Annotated in this window: 17 protein-coding genes; 4 read left to right on the top strand and 13 right to left on the bottom strand. The window is 52.6% G+C overall.

Translation table 11 applies throughout. The features are described 5' to 3' along the window. Positions 1–2: 2 nt before the first annotated feature. From mraZ to C8R21_RS02635, 3 genes are all read right to left on the bottom strand, one after another. The gene (mraZ, locus tag C8R21_RS02620; RefSeq protein ID WP_107761315.1) at positions 3–446 is read right to left on the bottom strand and encodes a division/cell wall cluster transcriptional repressor MraZ; all 444 of its coding nucleotides are present in this window, start codon (positions 444–446) and stop codon (positions 3–5) included. 515 nt (positions 447–961) lie between these two features. Next, entirely contained in the window at positions 962–3,211 is a 2,250-nt protein-coding gene (locus C8R21_RS02630; protein WP_258192209.1) for a RelA/SpoT family protein, read from the bottom strand. Between the two features lie 23 nt (positions 3,212–3,234). Beyond that, entirely contained in the window at positions 3,235–5,634 is a 2,400-nt protein-coding gene (locus C8R21_RS02635) for a DNA internalization-related competence protein ComEC/Rec2 (protein ID WP_107761317.1), read from the bottom strand. 263 nt (positions 5,635–5,897) lie between these two features. On the opposite strand from C8R21_RS02635, the gene C8R21_RS02640 reads away from it, so the two are divergent. Beyond that, on the top strand, positions 5,898–6,494 hold the full coding sequence (locus tag C8R21_RS02640; protein WP_107761396.1) for a DUF2062 domain-containing protein: 597 nt from the start codon (positions 5,898–5,900) through the stop codon (positions 6,492–6,494). A gap of 102 nt (positions 6,495–6,596) precedes the next feature. On the opposite strand, the gene lolD is transcribed toward C8R21_RS02640, so the two are convergent. The 5 genes from lolD to C8R21_RS02665 all read right to left on the bottom strand — a co-directional run bounded on the left by lolD (position 6,597) and on the right by C8R21_RS02665 (position 11,902). Next, a complete protein-coding gene (gene lolD, locus C8R21_RS02645; protein ID WP_107761318.1) occupies positions 6,597–7,274 on the bottom strand; it encodes a lipoprotein-releasing ABC transporter ATP-binding protein LolD in 678 nt (225 codons plus the stop codon). Then, the gene (locus tag C8R21_RS02650; RefSeq protein WP_107761319.1) at positions 7,267–8,511 is read right to left on the bottom strand and encodes a lipoprotein-releasing ABC transporter permease subunit; all 1,245 of its coding nucleotides are present in this window, start codon (positions 8,509–8,511) and stop codon (positions 7,267–7,269) included. Before C8R21_RS02650 ends, lolD begins: the two co-directional genes overlap by 8 nt. A 167-nt stretch (positions 8,512–8,678) precedes the next feature. Continuing rightward, positions 8,679–10,748, bottom strand: coding sequence for a TonB-dependent receptor (locus C8R21_RS02655; RefSeq protein WP_107761320.1), 2,070 nt, complete (start codon positions 10,746–10,748; stop codon positions 8,679–8,681). A gap of 218 nt (positions 10,749–10,966) precedes the next feature. After that, the gene (locus tag C8R21_RS02660; protein WP_107761321.1) at positions 10,967–11,356 is read right to left on the bottom strand and encodes a hypothetical protein; all 390 of its coding nucleotides are present in this window, start codon (positions 11,354–11,356) and stop codon (positions 10,967–10,969) included. Positions 11,357–11,413: 57 nt separating this feature from the next. Further along, complete coding sequence (locus tag C8R21_RS02665; RefSeq protein ID WP_107761397.1) at positions 11,414–11,902, bottom strand: Fur family transcriptional regulator; 489 nt, start codon at positions 11,900–11,902, stop codon at positions 11,414–11,416. Positions 11,903–12,091: 189 nt separating this feature from the next. On the opposite strand from C8R21_RS02665, the gene C8R21_RS02670 reads away from it, so the two are divergent. Together C8R21_RS02670 and C8R21_RS02675 are read left to right on the top strand one after the other, a co-directional pair. Further along, positions 12,092–12,889, top strand: coding sequence for a hypothetical protein (locus C8R21_RS02670; protein ID WP_258192210.1), 798 nt, complete (start codon positions 12,092–12,094; stop codon positions 12,887–12,889). Then, positions 12,858–15,119 (top strand): VanZ family protein, encoded by a 2,262-nt coding sequence (locus tag C8R21_RS02675; protein WP_107761322.1) that lies wholly within the window; start codon positions 12,858–12,860, stop codon positions 15,117–15,119. Before C8R21_RS02670 ends, C8R21_RS02675 begins: the two co-directional genes overlap by 32 nt. 306 nt (positions 15,120–15,425) lie before the next feature. Here C8R21_RS02675 and C8R21_RS02680 read toward each other — a convergent pair whose 3' ends face one another. After that, positions 15,426–16,079 (bottom strand): hypothetical protein, encoded by a 654-nt coding sequence (locus C8R21_RS02680; protein WP_258192211.1) that lies wholly within the window; start codon positions 16,077–16,079, stop codon positions 15,426–15,428. A gap of 845 nt (positions 16,080–16,924) precedes the next feature. Here C8R21_RS02680 and C8R21_RS15795 point away from each other — a divergent pair. Further along, positions 16,925–17,638, top strand: coding sequence for a class I SAM-dependent methyltransferase (locus C8R21_RS15795; RefSeq protein ID WP_258192230.1), 714 nt, complete (start codon positions 16,925–16,927; stop codon positions 17,636–17,638). 191 nt (positions 17,639–17,829) lie between these two features. Here C8R21_RS15795 and C8R21_RS02695 read toward each other — a convergent pair whose 3' ends face one another. Genes C8R21_RS02695 through C8R21_RS02710 form a run of 4 tightly spaced genes read right to left on the bottom strand, consistent with a single transcriptional unit; the run spans position 17,830 to position 21,570 of the window. Beyond that, entirely contained in the window at positions 17,830–18,474 is a 645-nt protein-coding gene (locus C8R21_RS02695; protein WP_107761324.1) for a GNAT family N-acetyltransferase, read from the bottom strand. 6 nt (positions 18,475–18,480) lie between these two features. Further along, a complete protein-coding gene (locus C8R21_RS02700; protein ID WP_107761325.1) occupies positions 18,481–19,680 on the bottom strand; it encodes a GNAT family N-acetyltransferase in 1,200 nt (399 codons plus the stop codon). Continuing rightward, a complete protein-coding gene (locus C8R21_RS02705) occupies positions 19,670–20,611 on the bottom strand; it encodes a GNAT family N-acetyltransferase (protein ID WP_107761326.1) in 942 nt (313 codons plus the stop codon). The genes C8R21_RS02700 and C8R21_RS02705 overlap by 11 nt, the downstream gene beginning before the upstream one ends. Beyond that, positions 20,608–21,570, bottom strand: a complete 963-nt coding sequence (locus tag C8R21_RS02710; protein ID WP_107761327.1) for a polysaccharide deacetylase family protein — start codon at positions 21,568–21,570, stop codon at positions 20,608–20,610. The genes C8R21_RS02705 and C8R21_RS02710 overlap by 4 nt, the downstream gene beginning before the upstream one ends. Between the last annotated feature and the right edge of the window lie 116 nt (positions 21,571–21,686).

A 21,686-nucleotide genomic window follows, 5' to 3' on the forward strand; every position in this document is an offset into this window, starting at 1 on the left:
AATTACAGTGAAAAACCTTCGAGTTCTTCGGGAATGCCGTCTCTGAACACGAGCGCGCTCTCCATCTGCAGGTTCCATTTTTCGCTGTCCCACAGCTCGAATTTCGCACCTTGTCCCACCAGAACCACCTCTTTGTTCAAGCCCGCAAATGCCCGCAGAGAGGGAGGCACAAGAATGCGACCGGCGCCATCCATCTCCACATCGCAGGCATTGCCAACGAGAAGCCGCTGCAAACTGCGGGTCTGTGGATTAAAGCTGGAAAGACTGTTGAGCTTTTGCTCTATGGGCTCCCATACGGGCTGAGGATAAATCAACAAACACTTGGATGGGTCGGCAGTGACAATCAGATGACCGGCGCAAAGGGATATGAGTGTCTCCCGGTATCTTGCAGGCACGACGAGTCTACCCTTGTTATCCAGACTGACAGGTGTCCCACCGCGAAACATTGCTCCCTTTCTTTACTTTACGGAGGAAAACTGCAGAAAATCGTCTCCCACTTCTACCCACTTTTACCCACTGTAGTTAAAAAAAAAGCCAAAGTCAAGGAAGAGAATGAGGGATTATAAAAGGTAGGGGAGTATGGGAATTTTCGGCCTCGACTATAGGAAAAGATAAATGTTCCGGTTGCAAGCTGCCGATGGGAGAGGACTGCATTCGGGCCGGCAACGCCTCCGAACGACTTTTATACATACTTGCTTTTGCTGCGTGGCCGTCTATAAACGCATTGTCTGTCTCGCGTCCACACCTGCATGGAGGAATGATGAGCATGACGAAGATGCCAGGCTTTACCGTCGAATTTGCCGTCAAGCATCAATTTGCAACTCGGGTTTCTACTGTAATTTCCACACTGTGGCTCGATTACAGTCAACAGAAGAGGAGTCCGAAATGAAGCTTGAACGGGTTGGGCACTGCTCAGTCATGTGCGGGGTATCAGAGGGCTGACAGCTTTGCTGAATTACGCTCATTTCCGCAATGCCGATATGACTCCTGGGACGCCTGCTATCAACCCGAGAACACGCCGCAATTGATCCACGTTGCCAATCCTGATCACGAACTGCATGGTCGCATTCAGGTCGCGGCTATGGGCGCGGGTAGAGACGACATCAATTTTTTCGCGCGACAGAACGCTCGAAATGTCGTTCAGCAATCCTTGACGATCCTGCGCCCGAATCTCCACCTCCACGGCGTAACTCGCATCTTTGGATAAATCCCATTGCGTACTGACGAGGCGCGCCACGCCTTCTCCTGACAAGCGAGAGACATTGGCGCAACCCGCCCTGTGGATGGTAATTCCCCGCCCTCGGGTGACAAAACCGATGATGGGATCAGGGGGTACAGGCTTGCAGCACTTTGCCAGTACGGTAAGCAGCTTATCGACCCCGACGACGAGTACGTCTCCCTGGAGTTCCGAGGTGAGGGTCTGCTTTTTGATGACTGGCGTTTCGGGAACGGACAGGCCCGGTTCGGTCTCTCCGTTCAAGAATGCCGATAGCTGGCGCGCGTTGATATCCCCCCTTGCAATGGCTGCAAGAAAGGAATCAAGTCTGGCAAATTTGAACTCGACTGCCAGCTTATCCAGGCTCATCGCAGTCATGCCGTGGCGCTGCAGTTCCTTTTCCACCAAAGCCCGGGCTTGTGTGAGGGAAGCAGTACGCATTTCACTGCTGAACCACTGCCTGACTTTCGTCCGGGCGCGCTGGCTCCTGATATAACCCAGTGCAGGGTTGAGCCAGTCGCGGCTGGGCCCCCCCTGCTTGGTCGAAATGATCTCCACCCTTTGCGCATTTTGCAGCGGGTAATCGAGGGGCACCATGATGCCATCCACCTTGGCACCCCGGCAACGGTGCCCCAGGTCGCTATGCACATGGTACGCAAAATCCACGGGAGTGGCTCCTTTGGGCAGTGCGATCACCTTCCCTTGCGGCGTCAGTACATAGACCGAATCTTCAAACAGTGCAACTTTGAAATGCTCAGCCAGTTCTCCCGCGTCCTCGACATCATTTTTCCACTCAAGTATCTGCCTCAACCAAGCGATCTTTTCCTCATACCGCGCGTCTCGCTTTGCACCTTCCTTGTAGCGCCAATGCGCAGCGACCCCCATCTCCGAATGACGGTGCATCTCATGGGTCCGGATCTGCACCTCGACCACTTTGTCTTCCGGACCGATTACCGCAGTATGCAGTGATCGGTAATCATTGCCTTTCGGCTTGGCAATATAGTCATCGAACTCCTTGGGGATCGGCACCCACAGATTGTGCACCAACCCCAATGCCGCGTAGCAATCCCTGACTTCGTCCACGAGGATGCGAACGGCACGGGTATCCTGGATTTCCTTGAAGTCCACCCCCTTGCGATTCATTTTTCTGTAAATACTGTAAATGTGCTTGGGACGTCCTGTGACTTGAGCCTTGATCCCGGCCTGATGCAGTTCGTTTTGCAACTTGTCAACCACCAGCGCGATATACTGTTCCCTGCTGCGGCGGGTCTCCTCCAGTAACGTGGCGATTTTTTTATAGCGTTCGGGTTCAATGATCCGAAACGACAAATCCTCCAGCTCCCACTTCACTTGCCACAGCCCCAGTCGATTGGCGAGAGGCGCGAAAATGTTCAGGGTGACCTCAGCGGCCTCCCATCTTCCGGCAATATTGCTGGCAACGACGTAACGCATCGTCTGCAACCGGTCGGCCAGGGCGATGATCACGACCCGGATGTCCTCCGCCATCGCGAGCAGCATCTTCCTCAATACTTCAATCTGCGCGTTGCCGTTCCCGATATTGTCCGTGCTGCTTGCTGGTCGCAACACCTGGATTCGGCTGACGCGCCTCACACCTTCCACGAGATGAGCGACCGTCGGACCAAAAGCGGTTGCCAATTCTTCTTCATACCCCTCCAGATACCCCGGAACTGCATGAAGCACTCCTGCTGCCAGCGTATCGCTGTCCACCCGCAACCCGGCGAGAATCGCCGCGACTCCATCTACATGCGAAGAGAGCAATTCACCGTTAGGCAGGCTTTTATCCATATAGAGCGGCTCGCAAAAAGCCTGCACCCCCCGGAGCAGATCGATTTCTGCCGGGGAGAAGATTGAACCCGGGGACTGGAGCCGGAAAGGTTCGTCCCCTTTTCCAGAAATGAGGGAGAAAGCGTTCATGGAACGGGTGTGGTGAGTATGGGAGCGGCCTTTTTCAACCGGGTCCTCGTGTCCTTTCATAACTGCTTTATCTTTATTTCCGGTTAAAACGTTGTTGAATCGTGCCAATAACGCATCCGCCGCACGCGCCATCGCTCCACGGCAAGGTCATTACCGGCAAAGCGCAGCAATATGGCGCCATCGATGTCGCTGCGCAACAATCTGCTTCCCGCCGATCGATACCGCTCCGCGATTTCCTCCTTCGGATGGCCAAAACGATTGCGGTAACCTACGGTAAATACTACCAGCCGCGGGTTCACCTTGCGCACGAACTCCTCGGTGGAAGAAGTTTTGCTTCCATGATGAGGAGCAATCAATACCGTTGAGGAAAGCGCCTCCCCATAACGTTTGAGCAATTGATATTCGGATTTTTTCTCGATATCCGCCGGCAGAAGCACGCTGCCATGCCGGGTGGTAATTTTCAACACGCAACTCAAGGCATTGCTCTTGAGGCGGAAGTCATTGTAGCTCTCTTCCATCGGATGAAGCATGTCGAAGTGAACGCCATCCCATTCCCACGACTGTCCCGCCTTGCACCGGCGCCTGTTGAGAGCGGCCTGCTGCATGGGATGATCGTCGCGCAACGATGAGACGAGCCATTCCACGGGTACCGCTTGCAGCACGGACAGCCCTCCGCCGCTGTGATCCGAATCGGCGTGTGTGACGATCATTGCATCAAGATGCCTTATCCCTTCCCCCCGGAGAAAAGGAACGATGGTGCGGCTCCCGCTATCGGCCTCGGACGTGAAGGCAGAGCCAGTATCATAGAGCAGCGTGTGCTTTTCCGTCCGCGCCAGTACCGCCAGTCCTTGGCCGACATCCAGCACGGTCAGCCACAGCTCTCCCTGCTCCGGTCTTGAGAGAGGCAGCAGAAACATCGGCAACAGGGCGATGAGACCGAGCCAGCGAGCAGGGAAACCGGTACCGAGGCCGAGCCGCCAACCCCACTTCCCAGGCAGCAGCGTCCAGAAAATGCCTGCCGCCCCCACGGCTACTGCCCAGAAAGGAGGAGCTTGCTGACTCCAGACGGCCTGAGGTGCATCGCTCAGCCATTGCATCACGATCATGCAACCGTCCAGCGCTGCATGCGCGGGTATCAACAGAAAATCGAGGGGCGGCAAGGTTGCCAGCAGAGTTAGCGGCACCACGACAAGACTCACCAGTGGAATCGCCACCGCATTGGCGATTGGGGAAACCAGCGATATCTGCTGAAACATCGCCAATAAAAGAGGTATCAAGCCCAGGGTTATGGCCCACTGCACCGTTGCCCAACTACTCAGCCAGTGCGGCCTGCCGACGCGGCCGACAGATACCAGCATGATGACCGCCATGGCGCCAAAAGATAACCAGAAGCCGGGTGAAAGCACTGCCCACGGATCGAGAGCTACGACTGCAAGCAATGCCCATGTCAGGATGGTAGTCATTGCAATGGAACGGCCGAGCCATAGGGTAACGGCCACCGCGGCAAGCATATAGAGCGTGCGTTGTGCCGGGATCGCAAAACCGGCCAGCAGCGTATAACCGAACGCTGCCACCAGCCCGGCTATGACTGCGGCTTTCCTGGCCGGCAGCCGCAGCGTGAAATGATAGCTTCTGCGCCACAGCCAGTATGCCATCGTAAATACAAGACCCGACAGCATGGTGATATGAAGACCGGATATGCTGACGAGATGGTTTATTCCGGTCCGCGTGAATATCTGCCACTGCTCATGCGGAATCGCCCGCTGATCCCCTACCGCCAGCGCAACCAGGATACCGGCATGAGCATGGCCGGGCAGCGCGGCAATGAAATTATTGCGGATATCCTGGCGCAAACGCTCGACATGATAAGCGGGACGCCCCACCACTTTCTCCAGGCGTCTATTTTCGTCATCCTTGCGCACATAGCCTGTGGCTCGAATGTTGCGCTCCAGCGCCCACTGTTCGAAGTCTGAAGCATGCGGATTGGCGGTTCCATGGGGGCGCTTGAGCCGTACAGTAAGCCGCCAGCGTTCCCCAACATTGAGAGAAGGTGTTGAAGGCCTTGGCGTAAAGCCACTGCCACGCTCTTTATACCAGGAAAGAGAAATGCGCGCCGGCACGATTGCGCTTTCCGTCAAGACCTGCTCCACATCGAAAGTAAAGCGGACACTGTTCTCACCGGTTTGCGGCAACTCTGCGACTACGCCAATTATCTGTATATCCTTCCCTTCCCATTCGTGCGGAAACACGTCACTCAAGCGCCATTGCGCAAAAGCAGCCGCCCAGAAAAAACCGGCTCCCAGGAAAAGGCAAACCCAAAACATCTTGCCGATGCGAGCAAAAACAGGAGCGCGGCAGCGAAGTAGCAGAATTCCGCACACCACGCCGGGGAAAAGAACCCATGCACCTGCAAGCGCTGGCAGCACCGGCTGCTGTTGCAGCAACACTACTCCGGCCACAAATGCCAGAATACAAATTCGCATCAGCGATTTCCTGCCATTAGTAGAACATGCGGACGACTGCTATCCGGGATAGAAATCGTCGGAGAAGTCTGAGAAAACAGACAAGGCCAGTGGCAGCGTCCCGTTCACAAATGCCTTTTCATCGCACGCAGAATTTCATATGCCCGTAGCTTAGGCTGACCAAGTGGTGTATGTTTGTATCAAGGAACCCTGTCGCTGGGCGAACCGGAGAATTTATCGAAGTTCCTTGGCTCCTGTCCCTGTATATATTTCATGCCACCCCTGTGTTTCGAAAATTTTTCAAAAAATACCTGCCTTCCCATGAAACCATCCGCCACAACCGGTTTGTTGCCCTTTTCGGAGAGCGACTGCAGCATCACAATCTCTGGCATCTGCATCGGAGGTCAGTTGCTGGCGGCTTTGCCGTCGGATTGTTCACCGGCCTTATCCCCGGGAGCAATCCTGTGCAATTCTTTTTTGCCGCGTTATTCGCCGTTGCCTTCAAGGTCAACCTTCCCGTAGCAGTCATAACGACGCTTTATTCGAATCCCTTTACCATTCTGCCGATCTATGTGGCTGCCTACGAAATCGGCGCTTTTGTAACGGGAGGCACGTCGAACGGCATGCCCGAGGTGGGATTGCACCTCATGGATAAAAGTATCAGCGAGTGGGGGCCTGCCCTGATCGACTGGGTCGTATCACTCGGCAAGCCTTTGCTGGTCGGAATGTTGCTGCTGGCTCTGTTACTTTCTTCAACGGGCTATTTTGCAGTGCGCGCCGGGTGGCGTTTGTTCGCGATTTATGAATGGCGCAAGCGCGCAAAACGACGCAGACAGAAGAATGAGCAGAATATGGGTGGAATGGATGAAGATAGCGGATAGGGCAAAGCCGTTACGGCCATTCAGCTGATACCGGAATGGAGCTGATAGGGCTCATGGAAGCTGGAGAGGGACAACCTGCGCAGGCGCGCCACTCCCTGTGCCTCAGCCAGTCAGGATACCATCCTCCAGGTGCAGGGTTCGGCCGGCTTTTTTGGCGAGATCGGGATCATGTGTGACAATGACAAGGCTCGCGCCGGCATCATGATTGAGTTCGAGCATCAGATCGAACACTTCTCCCGCAGTTCGCCGGTCGAGATTGCCCGTAGGCTCATCCGCAAGCACGCACGCTGGCCGGGTCACCAGTGCACGCGCCACGGCGGCCCGCTGGCGCTCGCCTCCCGAAAGCTCTCCAGGAGTGTGTGTCAGCCGATGCCCCAGGCCGACCTGCTTCAGAACTCCGCGGGCGCTGTCGTAGGCTTTGGCCTTGGCCGTTCGACGGATCAAAAGCGGCATGGCCACGTTTTCCAACGCGGTAAACTCAGGCAACAGATGATGAAACTGATAAACGAAACCGAGTGACCGGTTACGCAACTCGCATCTCTCTGCTTCACCGATGTCAGCAATTTCCTGTCCCATGATGCGAATTTCGCCCCCGGTAGGAACATCGAGGCCCCCAAGCAGGTGCAGTAACGTGCTCTTTCCCGAGCCTGATGCGCCGACGATAGCGACGGTATCTCCCTTCCCCACCTGCAGATCTATTCCCATCAGGACCGGCACTTCAATCTGGCCTTGATAATAGCTCTTTCGCAGACTGCGGCAGGAAATGATATTGTCACTCATACCGCAGCGCCTCGGCGGGATTGATCTTCGATGCGCGATAGCTCGGATAGAGCGTTGCCAGCAGCGTCAGCACGAAGGAAACGACAGCGACGGCGATCACGTCATCGAGTTGCAGGTCGGAGGGGATTTCGCTGATATAGTAGACTTCCCTGGACAGGAACTGCACGCTGAACAGGCGTTCTATCATTGCAATGACTGCCTCTACGTTGTAGGCAAGCAACACGCCGCCGATCACGCCCAATGTGGTACCAACCACTCCGATCCAGGTTCCCTGCACGATAAAGATTTTCATGATACTGCGTGGACTTGCACCCAGCGTGCGCAATATCGCAATATCCGATTGCTTGTCCGTCACGGCCATCACCAGCGTGGAGACGATATTAAACGCAGCCACTGCAATGATCAGCGCGAGAATAAGTGCCAGCATGCGTTTCTCGATTTGTATGGCACGAAAATAATTGGCGTGCTGGCGCGTCCAGTCGGTGATATAGACGTCGCTGGAAATTAGCGGCACAAGCTCTTGCGCGACTTGTGGCGCCTTGAAAAGATCATGCAACTTGAGGCGAACGCCTGACACCTGATTTTCCATGCGATACAGCTTTTGTGCATCTGCCAGATGGATGAGCACCAGCCCGGAGTCGTATTCGAAATGTCCCGCCTCGAATACACCGGTAATGGTGAACTGTTTGAGGCGCGGAATGATTCCCGCAGGCGTCACCTGTCCCTGTGGCGAAATCAATACGACCTTGTCACCCGTAAAAACTCCCAGCGCGCGGGCCAGCTCGCGGCCGATGACCATGCCGAACTCTCCCGGCGCGAGGTTTTCCAGTCTGCCGTCTATCATCATCCGTCCGAGATCCGCCACATTATCTTCCATGCCAGGCAGGATGCCTCGCACGGCAACACCGCTCACGGACTGATCGAACGAAATCATTCCCTGTGCGCCTATGTAGGGTGCAGCAGCCTCCACCTCGGGATGCTTCAGCGCTTCTTCCGCGACTTTCCGCCAGTCCGTCAGCCTGCCGTCCACCCCGCTCACCTGGACATGCGCCGCGACACCGAGGATGCGGGAGCGGACTTCTTTCTGAAATCCGTTCATAACCGACATAACGGTAATGAGCGCTGTCATCCCGAGCGTAATGCCGAGCAAGGAAATGAGGGAAATGAATGAGATGAAGTGATTGCGGCGCTTGGCGCGGGTGTAACGCAAACCGATGAAGAGTTCGTACGAGGACACGGATTAGTATACCGAATAGGACGTAACCTCGAAGTTTGCCACATTCTGCTCAGGGTTAACAGGAGAGCTTGAGTGTAGGGGTCAGAGACCGCGTGCGAACGTCCCCTACATGCCACAGCACTAGTGCCCTGAGCCAGGGCTGGCCGCCGTCGAAACTGCTCTGCCTGCTAAAATTCCCCTCTCAGGCCAGCGACGAGCGCCCTGCCCGGCAATGGCGCGAAGTTCTTCAGGAAAGAGGTGTGCACGCGCATTTCTTCATCGAGCAGGTTTCTGCCCTGGAGGAAGATTCGAATGCCGTTGGAGCGCGTCTTCTTGATGCGGTAACTTACCTCCATGTTCACCATCGTATACCCGGGCGTGCTTGTCTCCAGTTCCGCCAGATCATTCTGGCGCATCACGCGGGTTGCACTTATATTCGATGTCCAGGGGCCGGTTCTGTGATTGAATTCCAGGCCGAAGCGTAACGGCGTGATGCGCGGCACGTTGCCTCCGTTATTGAGTTTTCCCCGTACGTAATCTGCGAACAGGCGCAGGTCGATTTCGTTCGGCTTCAACGTGAGAACGGTTTCTGCTTCGGCACCGTAAAATCGGGCCCCACCTTGTGCAAAGTTCTGTACCAGAAACTCGCCCGCGGGGTCCAGTGTTCCTTCCTGATCCACCCGATCAGCTACACCGTCTCCATTCGTGTCTGCACTTCGGACGAAAATATAATTGCCGATCCAGTTATGGAATATATTGATCTTCCACGTCACCATACCACTGGTCTTGCGCAATGCCAGATCGACATTGTTTGTGGTCTCGCTTCTCAATCCATTATTTCCGCTCTGAAAGGTGGCGGTTCCATGGTGCGCGCCATGAATATACAGTTCCTCTGTCGAGGGCGCCCGCTGACCACGAACCCCGGTCAATGACAATCCGTAGCCATCCAGGAATTTCCATAAAACCCCGGCGGAGACATTGTAGAGACCAAAGGAACGTGACGGATGGCTATCTTTGGGATTCTGGGCTGCGTACTCGCCACGACCGCCAAGTTCCAGGCGCCATCGATCCCAATTACGTTCTTCCACCAGGAACACGCCTATCGAATGCGAATTGGTAACGGGTACCACGGTCTCCTCGCCCAAGGCAGAAAAATGTCGATCACGAAACTGCACGCCGAATACACCTTTCCAGTTTGCCACAGCAGAATGCGAGAGTTCGGCGCGGCTCTCCAGTCCCTGGTTCTTGAAACGGGTCGCAACCTCACCAGTGCTTTCGATTTCGTTGTGCTTATAGTCGTTGTAACCCATGCGCACCTTGAGCTTCTCGAAACCAACCATGGGTTTGTCCAGTTCACCCGCCAGATCATAGCGCGTCTGTTTGAGATCGATCTTCGAGCCTTCCGGTCCGGGGATACCATATTCGTTGTCCATTCGGGAGATCGAGCCGCCTACAAAGCCTCTTTCCCCGACATACGAGCCACCCCCTGACAAGCCGCCGGAATTGATGGCGCTGTTCTCGACAACTCCTTTCCGGCCGCCCGGATCACTCTCATTTGCGCGCCCCGGAATATGGTAATCGTCGGTTTTGCGCTTGAACCCTCCCACGCTCCATGACGCCTGCCCGATACTTCCGCTTGCATTGAAGGCACCGGCGCGCTCCTCGGTAGCGGTATTCCCACGCGCTTCGATATTGCCTTTTATCGACTTGAACAGTTGTTTTGGAATACGACCGTTCACGACGTTGACCACGCCACCCGACGCACCGCTGCCGTAGAGCAGGGTTGATGGGCCCCGCAGGATTTCTATCTGCGATGCATTGAGAGATTCGGCAGTAACAGCGTGGTCCGGACTGATTGAAGAGATATCGAGCGTACCGATGCCGTTCTCCAGCACTCTGACGCGTGGCCCATCGAGGCCGCGAATAATGGGACGCCCGGCGCCCGGTCCGAAAAAACTCGATGTCACACCCAGTTCATGGGAAAGGGTATCCCCCAGGCTGGCTTCGCGTTTCCTCCGCAAATCATCCCCCTTCAATATAGAAACGGGCTGGGCTATATCCAGCTCAGTGCGGTCCTCAAAAGGGGTTGCGGTGACAACTACGGGATTGAGTACCTCAATTTTTTCCGCTTTTTGAGCTTGGACGGAGGCTGCATCGAGCGCGAGCAGCGTTGCCATCGCCAATGCAGCGTATGACCTCGGTCCTCCATGTGCACGGAGAACAGGTCCGCACACAAAATCACAATTTGTACAACTCATGTTGATTGCTTAAATCTGGCAGGGAAACGGATAATCAGAGTGACGCGACTTTACCGCCGCAAAGGGGCGGCAGATATGGTCGGATGCTGATCACCCTGGATAAATATCGATTTACTGGATTACTGGATATCTGCCCGATCGACCGTAAACACCTGACGATCTCGATCAGAATCTCCTTGCGGAATACCGCCCAGCGGCCCTCAGTGGCCTTGGCTAGCCTATGTGCGCCAAGCTTGCGCGGGGGGACCGCGCGTGGAGTAGGGAGTATAAGAATTGAAGAAAAGAGGCTGTGATTTTCGATAAAGACGCGCCTGACGTCTTGTCTGACTCGAAAATCCAATTGCAAGGATAGAGAAAATAACGCTGAAACCTGTCAGCGCAAGGCAGTCGAGACAAAGCCGGTCATTGTCGGCCTCGCCATCCGTCTCGTCAGCCACAGGAGGAATTACACTTTCGATTGCAGCACTCTCCATCGTTTCCAACTCTGAAACGATGGGGCTGGAGGTGATTTCCCCGACGTGAGTCAACGCATGCACCGCCTGAAGGACGGGCACCCATGCCAGCGTGAGCGCGAGCACCAGAACCAAAAATAACTGCTTACGCAACATTATCAACCAACCGCTATTCATCCGGCGCCTTTACTGCACCCAGAAACGATTTATCGATCAGGTACATTCGGCACACAAGCCTTTAACAGTCAGCTCAACTTCCCGCGAGCGGTAACCTGCCGGCAGCTCAAATTCATGCGCAGTCTCGAAGTCATCGAGACAGACTACCTTTGTACAACGCAAGCATTCAAAGTGAGCATGTGGCTGGGAATATTCATGAATGTTGGCACGAAAACGCCAGACTCTATCCGCACTCACCAGCCGATGCACAAAACCTTTCTCATTCAGCCACTCCAGCACACGATAGAGCGTGACCCGATCAAAGCGGTGTTCTCCCTTCAATCGCTCTTCAATTTCGTGATGCGTGACAGCCCGGCGTTCCGACAGTAGCATGGCAAGGATATGAATCCGTCCGGGGGTGATACGCTCCCCGCAGTGACGGATCATCTCTTCGGCTTTTTTCTGAAGATTAACCAATGGATTTGTGGCAATGGATTTGTGGATTTGCAACAGAGTTGCATTTACTATAGCTGAAAAGGCAAGCATTTGCAATCTCGTGGCCGGCATATATCGTCACATTGCCTTATGCATTGGGGGCAGGACAGTTGTAACAAAAGCGATGGACCAGGACGCATCCTTTTTTTACTGCTTGCGAGCATGCTTGCCCACATCGTTTCTGGATGTGCATTTGCTTCTGCATACACGACGTACAGGGGAACGCCCTCCAATTATCGAGTGTTACTGAAGGGACTCAAGCCGGGCGACCACCTGCAACTCGCGCCAGGGGATTATAAGGAGGGGTTACCAGTCCACCATCTTCATGGAACGCCGGATGCGCGCGTCACGATTAGCGGGTCCAACGAAAAAAACCGACCGATCTTCCTGGCGCGACCGGACTACAGCACCATCAGCATCCTCAATTCCGGTTATATTGTCATTCGCGATCTGGACATCGAGGGCAATTTCTTTTATCAGAATCCGCACGAATCATTGTTCCAGGGTGAAGGTAACATTGCTCTGTACAATAACGTGTTTGTAAATCATTTGGGTGATGCGGTTCGCATCCAGCCTCACAATGACACCCCTCGATCGGTCAGTGTTTTCCACAACACGGTCTTAGCGAAAGGAGCGGGCATCAGGCTGATCCATCGCGGATTAGGCTCAGGGTATCCCCAATTTGTTGATTCAAATATCGTTTTCGCAGAATCGCCCATAAACAGCGCATTCACGGGAAGCAATCTGGTTGGCAAATTCGACGAGGCCCCGAGCTATCTTGCTCGCCCGTTTGCACCTCTGGGAGAGATGAACCTTAGTCCCTTGCCGCCTGCCCTCCCCAAGGCAACAAGGAACGCGGAAGATATTCCTCGTTTTACCGTCTATCCGGACGCCGATCGGGATCGATGGCAGTTCATACGACATGAAAAGAACAGGAGCATACGCCCTGAAAAAAAAGCGCCTTGGTGGCTCCCTGTACTGAAAATCAAGCCTGTACCCGCAACGCATGAAAAACCATCAATCCTTTTCTTCGACTGAACAACATTCCGGAATGCGAATCCTCGCGATAATCCTGTTATTGATTGCTTACGGGTCACTATACCCCGGCAATTTTTCCGCTCCTCCCGCAGGCAGTGTTCAAAGATTTCTTACTGACTTCCACTGGTTCACTTCCCTCGGGGACGTCCTGGGAAATATCGGTCTGTTTTTCCCGTTGGGAATGGCGGGAGTTATATTTTTGCCTCTTAGAGGGAGCAGTCGCACACATATTGCTGGAATTCTCTTTCTGGCACTGTTGTTTGCTTTCAGCCTTCAACTCGCCCAGGTATGGCTGCCCTCCCGTTCTCCAGCTCTGGCCGATGTCGTCTGGAATACGGTTGGAATGATGCTGGGAATCGCAGCGGGATCAATCACTGTGAGCGTGCTCCCGAAACCAACGCTAACAGACGATAATTTCTTTAACCACAACACAGTAGTACCGCTACTGGTACTGGGGCTGTGGCTGCTGGCCGAACTGCTACCGCTGGTACCTTCTCTCGACCTGCAAAAAGTCAAAGATGCGTTAAAGCCGCTTATTTCCGAGTTCAGCTTCTCACTCCCGCAAACTATGATGCTTGCCGCTGGCACTCTTGCCGCAGGCAGCGCATTTGTAACCTTGCGGCTGAGCCCGGCGTTATGGCTAGGAGGTATTCTCATATTCATCCTGGCAGGGAAACTGGTTATTGTGAACCTGACCTTAGAGGGGTCGACTCTGATTGGTATGTTAATAGGCTACTTAGCGTGCCTATGGATACTGCACTTTCGAAGCACAAAAGCATTTTTTGAAGCAACGCTGCTGCTGCTACTTGTCGCATGGACGATAATGGCAATCACGCCTTTTTCGCCGGCCATAGGTGGAACTCTCAACATCATCCCCTTTGCGAACATGCTGGGAGGATCTATAGAAACAGCCGTTCGTGGACTAATGCGGTCGCTATTTATCTACACTACCCTGCTATGGTTGATGCAACGGCTAGGCGTTAGTGTCATGAAAGCTGCGATTGGCTTCGCACTATGGGCGAGTTTATTGGAATTGATACAAATGGGACTCCTTGGGCGCACTGCGGACATCACCGAGCCGATTCTACTGCTATTGATCGGATGGGGTTTTTCTATGAAACTAGAATATTCACCCCAGTTACCTTCAAAGCCCCAAATGACAGGCAGCGAAGTTTATATTCATGAGGCGAAACGAGGCAGCGCTTTAGCAAATCTAGGCGGGCAGCAGTGGTTGATGATAGTGGTTGTCTTGTTTTGTTTCGCGATACCGATATGGGGACTGCTGCGGTTACCTGGCATTCCATACAACTTAAGGGAAATGTTCCTTGGTGATGGTCATTTTCTTTTCATTCTGGTATTTGCCGGAGCACTGCTATGGTATGGCGCAACTGCCACATGGATGAGCGAAAAAATTGCCTCCAGCAAATTACCATTTCTTCAGTTTCCCGTGTGGACTCTTACGCTAAGCCTTGTCAGTCTGATATTCCTTAGCATGAGTGTCACGCAGGAAAGCCTTGATGACATTGTGGGAGCCAATAATTTGTATTGGTTCGTAGTCAATAAGGATACTTGGGGTACGCATTGGCGGAGTTTTTTTCAGCTGCTCGGACCGGACGTCGTTGGACCAATAGAGCGTTGGATGCGATATGCTGGATTGTACTGTCCGTTATTGGTTTTTCTTGTGTTAGCGCTTGATTTCTTTCATCTGCCCAAACTAAATGCTCAGACTTTATCTCGTGTTGCCTTCCTCATCGCAAGCGTCTTGCCATGGCTGTGGCTCGCAAAAGCCGTTACCTTTGATTGGTCTTCGACAGATAATCTGAATGAACTCATTGCGCGCGATGGAGACTTCGGATGGGGGGGTGGAGGCTATCTCTACATCCTGCTCGGCTTATTGTGCGCTAATGCAGTCCTGCTTGCCAAAACCAATGGGGATGGCCGTAGGATTGGGCTCACAATTATCGTTTCCATTAGTGCTCTGCCGGTAGCGTGGTGGCTGCTGAATCTTGGCTTGGAGCCTAATGTTGAAAAGTACGGATTTACTTTCTCTGGCGTGCAGTTCTTGCTCGGCCCAGACCGCCAGAACCTGTTAAGCCAGACGCAATTATTCGCACGCTGGTGTGCGGTTCAGGTCGGTTTCATTCTTGTCACCGCCGTTGGAATTCGTAGTGCCTGGTTAATTCTCTCCACTCGACGCCAACGGGCTGGAGATGCCTGTAGTAATGAATAGTTGCACTTGAGCAACAGGATTTCTGCCAAAAACTTCAAGGGAGTGACGAACACAAATATCATCTCTGGAACCTAGGCACGCTCAAACGAGAACAGCGTTGGGAAGGTTTAACTTCCCCCTAACACGAAGATTCCACAGTGATGAAGTTGCAATCGAAGGCATTCAACGTAAGATCGGCTCTCAAGCCGGTATCATCCCCGGCTGAAATAAAGTTCAGACTTTCAAGCACCTGCTGGGCTGGAATATTGCGCCCCATGGGTTTGAAATTAACCCACAAACTCTGTGGCTTTTGCCTGCGGGGTATATTCACCAGATAATTGAAGAAAGCCTGCTCGATGAACTCCCCTGCACTCGGCAGGAGAGCATGAAGTCTTCGACGCGTATCTCGCTCTCTTCGGTCCGCACTATACAAAATCCTACAGCGCCATAAGAACCGTAGTTATCCATGCAACGCAACACGTACTTCTCTATTTCCTGGTTCGCCAGGATAGGCAAAATTTCGCTCCTCTGATACTTGCGCCCCGAGAAATTCAGTTGATTCGTGCGCTGCACGAGTTCAGACACACGCTCCAGATCCTCATCCGTATAAAGATCGACAAAGAGCTTTATTTCGCATGCTGCCAGGAATCCAAGATAATCCGAACCAAACTGGGTCGCACTTTTCCTGCGCACGAATTCTTCCCTATAAAACTGGCTGCGTTTTCTCGCGTCTTCATTAGTAGCACCTTGATAGCGAGGGCTCGAAAAAAGGTTATCGATATCGGCTGCGTTCACGCAGGTGACGCCCTTCAGCGCGCGTGATACTTCTTCCAGTTCGAATGGATTGTCATCGATGAAAGCAAAGGTATCGAGTCCTATATTGAGTTGCTGCGCAATTGTCCTGATGTTTTCGCTCTTGGGAGCTATAATAATAAAGAACCTCGCTGCAGGCAGCGAGTGTTTTTGCTCAGAACAACGCAAGCTGATAGTCCGCGTGCAGCTTCTGATAAGTTCTACCTTGATTTTGCACATACTTGCCAATCATTTCTCACCTCCATGCTTGCCAACCATACTCGCAAAGCAAATTCTACGCCGCAAGGGGCGGGGAATTGGACCCGAAGAGATTAAGGTAGGCACAGTTGAAAGATCATTTGCTACAAACCGAACAGTTTATTTGCTCCCACGACTCTCTACCACTAAATTGCGCGCTTTCTAGTTGTATGATAGGTTGGGCAACACGATGTGATCTGGTGAATTCTTGCCAGAATCTAACCCCCGCTTTTTAACATGCTCGGCTACCTCCCGCACGAATGGACCCAATTGAGACATTGTCTGCTCAGGAACCAGTAGCTCATAGTGGAGTTCGTTTTGATCCAGCAGGATTGACAGAAGAGGCTGCGGATGTTCTTTCGTCGATTCTGCAAAACTCCCGGTACGAATCCGCAACCAGACTTCCCCTATCCGGCGGAAATCGCTGGTATTCTGAGCCTATCAGACTCGCAAAATTTATTACTGGCGGTGTCAACTGCTGGAAAGAGTCCCCTTGCCAGAATCTCTACACAGCTCTGCTCGAGCGAGAGAAAGGCCCCGCGCCAACAATGCTGTTTGACTTGTTTTTCTTCTACCGAAATGTTGCGCTTGATCGAATCAGTAAGGTTATCGATGCAAGAAGCTTAAGAACACTTGAGAATGCAGGAATTCTGTCTCTCTCAGACAATACGGTCAAATCGAAGGTTCGCTGCTACCCTGTAAGGGGCAACTATTTCCTCTGTGATCCATCCAGGAATCAATCTGATTTTGTATACATTGGATGGGATTCTCATTTGATGGTCGATATTGCCGCGAAATACTGCAAGGGACGCCATTTTTCTCGATCTCTCGATCTTTGCACGGGAAGCGGTGTTCAAGGTATATCCCTTGCCCGGCAATCCGAGGAGAGCTTTTGCGCCGATATCAACCCGCGAGCTCTGGCGATGGTTCAAGCAAATTCCCGCCTCAACAAACTGACGACTGTTCGTGCGGTGCAAAGCAATCTTTTTTTAAACATTCAGGGACGCTTCGATTGCATCACCGCAAACACACCTTATGTTCCCCATCCTGTCGGCGCGGAGTTGCCCATAGGCGGCGGGGATATTGGCATTGAATTTACCATTCGCCTCCTGCGCGAATTGCCGGACAGATTGACAAAAAATGGGATCTCGGTAATTTATACGAGTGATCCGATTGTTAGTGGAAAGCGTCAGCTAATAGCCCAGGTGACGAGCGAACTCGGGCATCTACCCCTTCGAGTTATACTGATTCCCCTGTTTACTAACAACTACCCCATGACACGCCCTATGCAAGAGCACTACGACCAACTAGACCTTAGCGGGTACGATGACTGCATCCTGGTGATTCAGTGGGATAATAAATTCCAAGTGGAACAGCATCAGCATGACTGGATTCACTACTACCGTACGCGAGTGGATGCCTGGTTGGATTGGCGTCGTCGGAGCCATAAAAGGAGGACGGCATTTCCGCCCTCATACTGCAACCTTTAGACCCGAGCGAAATTGACCTATTCATGAGAGCTTAAGGCGCATATGAAAATCTTCCTGATGCCTACAACTTCGCCAAGCGACTAACTTATAAGGTCTTAAAGGGTGTAAACCTATGAATACCTCTACAAATATGGGCTGAAGACCCGGATAAGTTTATTATTAACTCACATCATAACACCGTGAGGCCACATCTAAATCGCCGAGCGAAACGTTAGTCCAGCGCTGGTGGCACCCGGTGCCATTAACAAACGGCCACGGAGCGTGCATATCATCATTGCGCCGGTTTTCCAGTCTGTGTGCTCGAAGGCAGCCAGAGAGGGCACATTAGTTGCACGGATATGCGCGATTATCCGATGAACATTGCGAGTTGAAAGATCGCTTACGGTTGCGGCGATCAATCGCTGTGCGGCGCCTTGTCGACGGTATTCTGGCCATGTATATAGATAGCTCAGGAAGGCATCTGTTTCGGCCATTCTTAAGTATAGCGGTGGTGAATCAATCCGGCAGGTGGGCCCGCGCTCAATACTGAGCTGCGCTACGAGCGAATCGCCAGCCAGCAATAGATGCAAACTACCTCCACGCCCAAGAAGTTGTTTCGGATTTGAACCGCACTGGTCGGCTGCGCGTTCAATTATATCGCTGGAGAGATTGGACAGTGCCTCACCAGTATACAAGCTCAAGTAGCGCCAACCGGACGGCAGCATCAATGGTTTGCTCGACTGAGCAAATATCCAAACAATACGAAACACGTCAATCCGGGTAAGTAATTTCAACCCGAAATAAGCGGCGGCCCGCAGTCCTCCAGGACCTTTCAAGAATTCCAGTCTCTCCTTCATCGCAGCCTAGTTTCCGCCTGTGGAACGCTTGACGGAGCTATCGCGGACCATCCGCTTGATATGCGCTTTGAGGCCGCTCTTATCAAGCCAGCTTCCAATTGTCTCAGATAGGGTATTGATCCCGATTAGCGAATAAGCATACGCTGTGCCAGGCCAGCCGCGTGGGATCAAGTAATAGTGTCGTTCCTCTCGTGATGTATTTGACATCCTTTGCTTATATAAGCTGTCCCCAGCCAGAAAATCAAAGCGACAAATACCGTCTGCGAGCAGATCGGCCATAACCTCTGTATGCAAATAAATACCTGGTTGCAGCTTGGATATAGCTGGGTCGTACCCTACATGGTGTCCATAATAAGTATGACCGTCATGGTAGCCGAGCCCGAAAGCAACCGGCTTATCCCCTATCCGGAGAATATATGCCCTAAGCCAACCCGATGTGGCCGCCATGTATAGGTGGGCAACTTGTTCCGATGTATTTTCAAGGCCAATGCCAAGCAAATGATATTGATAGGTCTTGCGGGACACCTGCGCTAGATCCATTGCGAGCTCGTCGACATGTTCTGGTTCAGTGTAACGGACCAGCGTTACGTCTCCCCCCGCCTTCACGCTGAAATTCTTACGTGTGCGACGAACATCCTCACGGCTTTTACTTCGCAACGTTCTGAGATAATCCTCGAATTGCGCCCCAGCTGGTAGCTCGATGAGTCGTCGGGTATAGGGGGGGCCGTAGGGCACAACATGGAAAAGACTGTAAACCGTGCTGTCTCGCGATGTCAGCAGATTGGCCAAAGGCGAGCCTGCTCGTACACCCTCGAAAAATACAACACCTCGTGTGCCTATTGTTTCCCGAAGAAGCTTGAGCAATCCTGTCAGTGACAAAGGATCTTCGCACAGCGGCTCTCCCTGCATTGCATGCCTTCGCACTGGAATGCGAAATAAGGTTGTCTCGCCAAAGCAATACGCAAGTGCTCCTGGATGAACGAAAAAGGGGGCATACCCACAAGGGTTTTGTGGATCACCCTGAAAGAAATAATGAATAGACTTGTCCAGACTATCGACACGGCTCCTCAGCCAGCGGGGATCCAATGCAAGGGGTATAGTGCCTGGCAGAGAGAAGTCAGGAATATTGTCTGGAACGTTAGCCAAGTACCACTGCATCATAACCTTCTTTGAAATGGACGATGTGGGCAAAGCATCAAATTCCAAACCTCATCATTTTTTTTAGCTTTGGCTTAAGCCCGAGCTCATCAAGTTTGTCGCCGATTGCATTACTGATATAGTCGACAGTCCACTGACTATGCAGCAGAAGCCTATTCTGGATGTTGTTGCGCAGAAAAAAAACATTCGCGCACTGAATATTGTGTGTTGCAAACAGCTTTTTGTGCTCGGATTGCCCCTCTGTAAAGTCAAAAAAACGGAATTTGCGCTCTTCGAATAAATACTCCAGAGCGAGCCACTGCAAAACGGTGCCGACTGAAAAATTCATATAACTGGGATCATACCCAAGAAATGCATAAATTAGCACGCCGTTTATAACAGGACAGTAGAGATACGAGATGGGTTTATCTTGATAAAAAAGAATGAACCCGCGTACTCTATCCTCCCCAGCAAGTTGTTCAACTCCTCGACGGAATTCCTCGGAATCTGGCAACCCTTCATCAAACAATCTCTCCTGATAGCTTATTCTGGACACAATGCGGGCAAGCCGAAAAAATTCGGTCATTTCGCCGGGGCACTTGTAAACCTTCCATGAGATACTGCCACCACAGTATTCCGCGTACTTCCGTACCTTGCGGGTGAGAGTAGAACGAGTTTTGGAGGAAAATTTGCTCTTGTATTCCGAAAACGACTGCTGCATGTCGATGTAATAGCGGGGATACTGGGCAGGCACATAGCACAAATAAGGGCCTTGCCGCCGTAACACGGGCTGCGGGCCAGCAATGCGCAGCGATCTTATCAGGAAACCCTGACTCTCTACGGGAAGAGGATCAGTGGGGGCTACCGGGTCAGCTACAGGCAGTTCTTCATCATCAAGTCCCGCTTCCCGCACCTGCAACAATAACTGGGGGGCAAGTAGAGTCTTGTCACCCAGTTGTATCTTTATCGGCACCTGCTGACAATGCCACGTCTGACTCAACGAAGCCTCCTGAGCAAACCCTGCTCAATGATTCTGAATCCCGTTTTCCAGACCGGTGAGGTAAGCGGAGCGGGTTGCAGGGGAACAGACACAGGCATCAGGCCATGAAAGCCACGTACGCGAAAACAATCCCGATGCTGGTCAAGGAAAGAACAAAGTTTATGAAAACGCTCTATTACAATTTCGTCCGGACGGTCCATCGCCGGGTTAAGCAATTCGAAATTATGCGACAAGATAACAAAAGCTTTACGTCCGGACTCCAACGACTGCCAGAGCAGACCCTCCATTTCCTGATACGAACATGCAGTCAACTGGGCATGCCGCAACCCGCCCAAGCCCCCGTCGAAGACCGTCATCGGATATTCGTACACACCTTCGCATTCGATAGGCTCCACCAGTGGGATTTCAGGACTGACACCGCTATCTTGTCCGAGCATGCTCGCGTTGTAACTGCTATCGAAAGTGATCTGGTTTGCATTCAGGGCGCGCAACGTATCCCGGTTGAAGCCAAAACCTCCCGCACGAAACGCGTTTACACGCAGGGCTCCTGCTGACTCGATCAACTGCACTCCTGCCTGTATCAGGATTGTTTGTTCTTCCAGTGAAAAATAGCGCAGATGCTGTCTTTTGCGGCTCACATTGCCGAGCAATGGCCGGTTTGATTCATCTACCCATTCGGTATGGAGATGAAGCTGTATTTCATGATCTTCTTCCCGAATGAGGCCAAGAATTTCTACCAGCGGTTCAGGGCCAAACCGCGTCGAAAACAAGGGTTCAACAAAAAATACCCCGGTCAATCCGTAGTCCCGCAACTGGCGCAACTGGTACGGCAGACCATAATCCCCCTTACGGGTAGGCCCATAGATATATCTCCGGAACGCTCCCGGGAATTTGGCGTCGAGGTCCTCCCAGCCATTGCACCACACCTCGACATCAACAGTAAGGAATACATCCAGCATCGGCCACTCGCGGAATTTAACGGCTATCAAACATCATATCGGATCAGGATGAGCCGACGGACGAAAAGATCCGGAACGCTTGCTGTCACAGGATTTCCCCTTCTGCCCTGATCTGC

Origin of the sequence: Nitrosospira multiformis (assembly GCF_003050865.1) — a bacterium.
Taxonomy (GTDB): domain Bacteria; phylum Pseudomonadota; class Gammaproteobacteria; order Burkholderiales; family Nitrosomonadaceae; genus Nitrosospira; species Nitrosospira multiformis_E.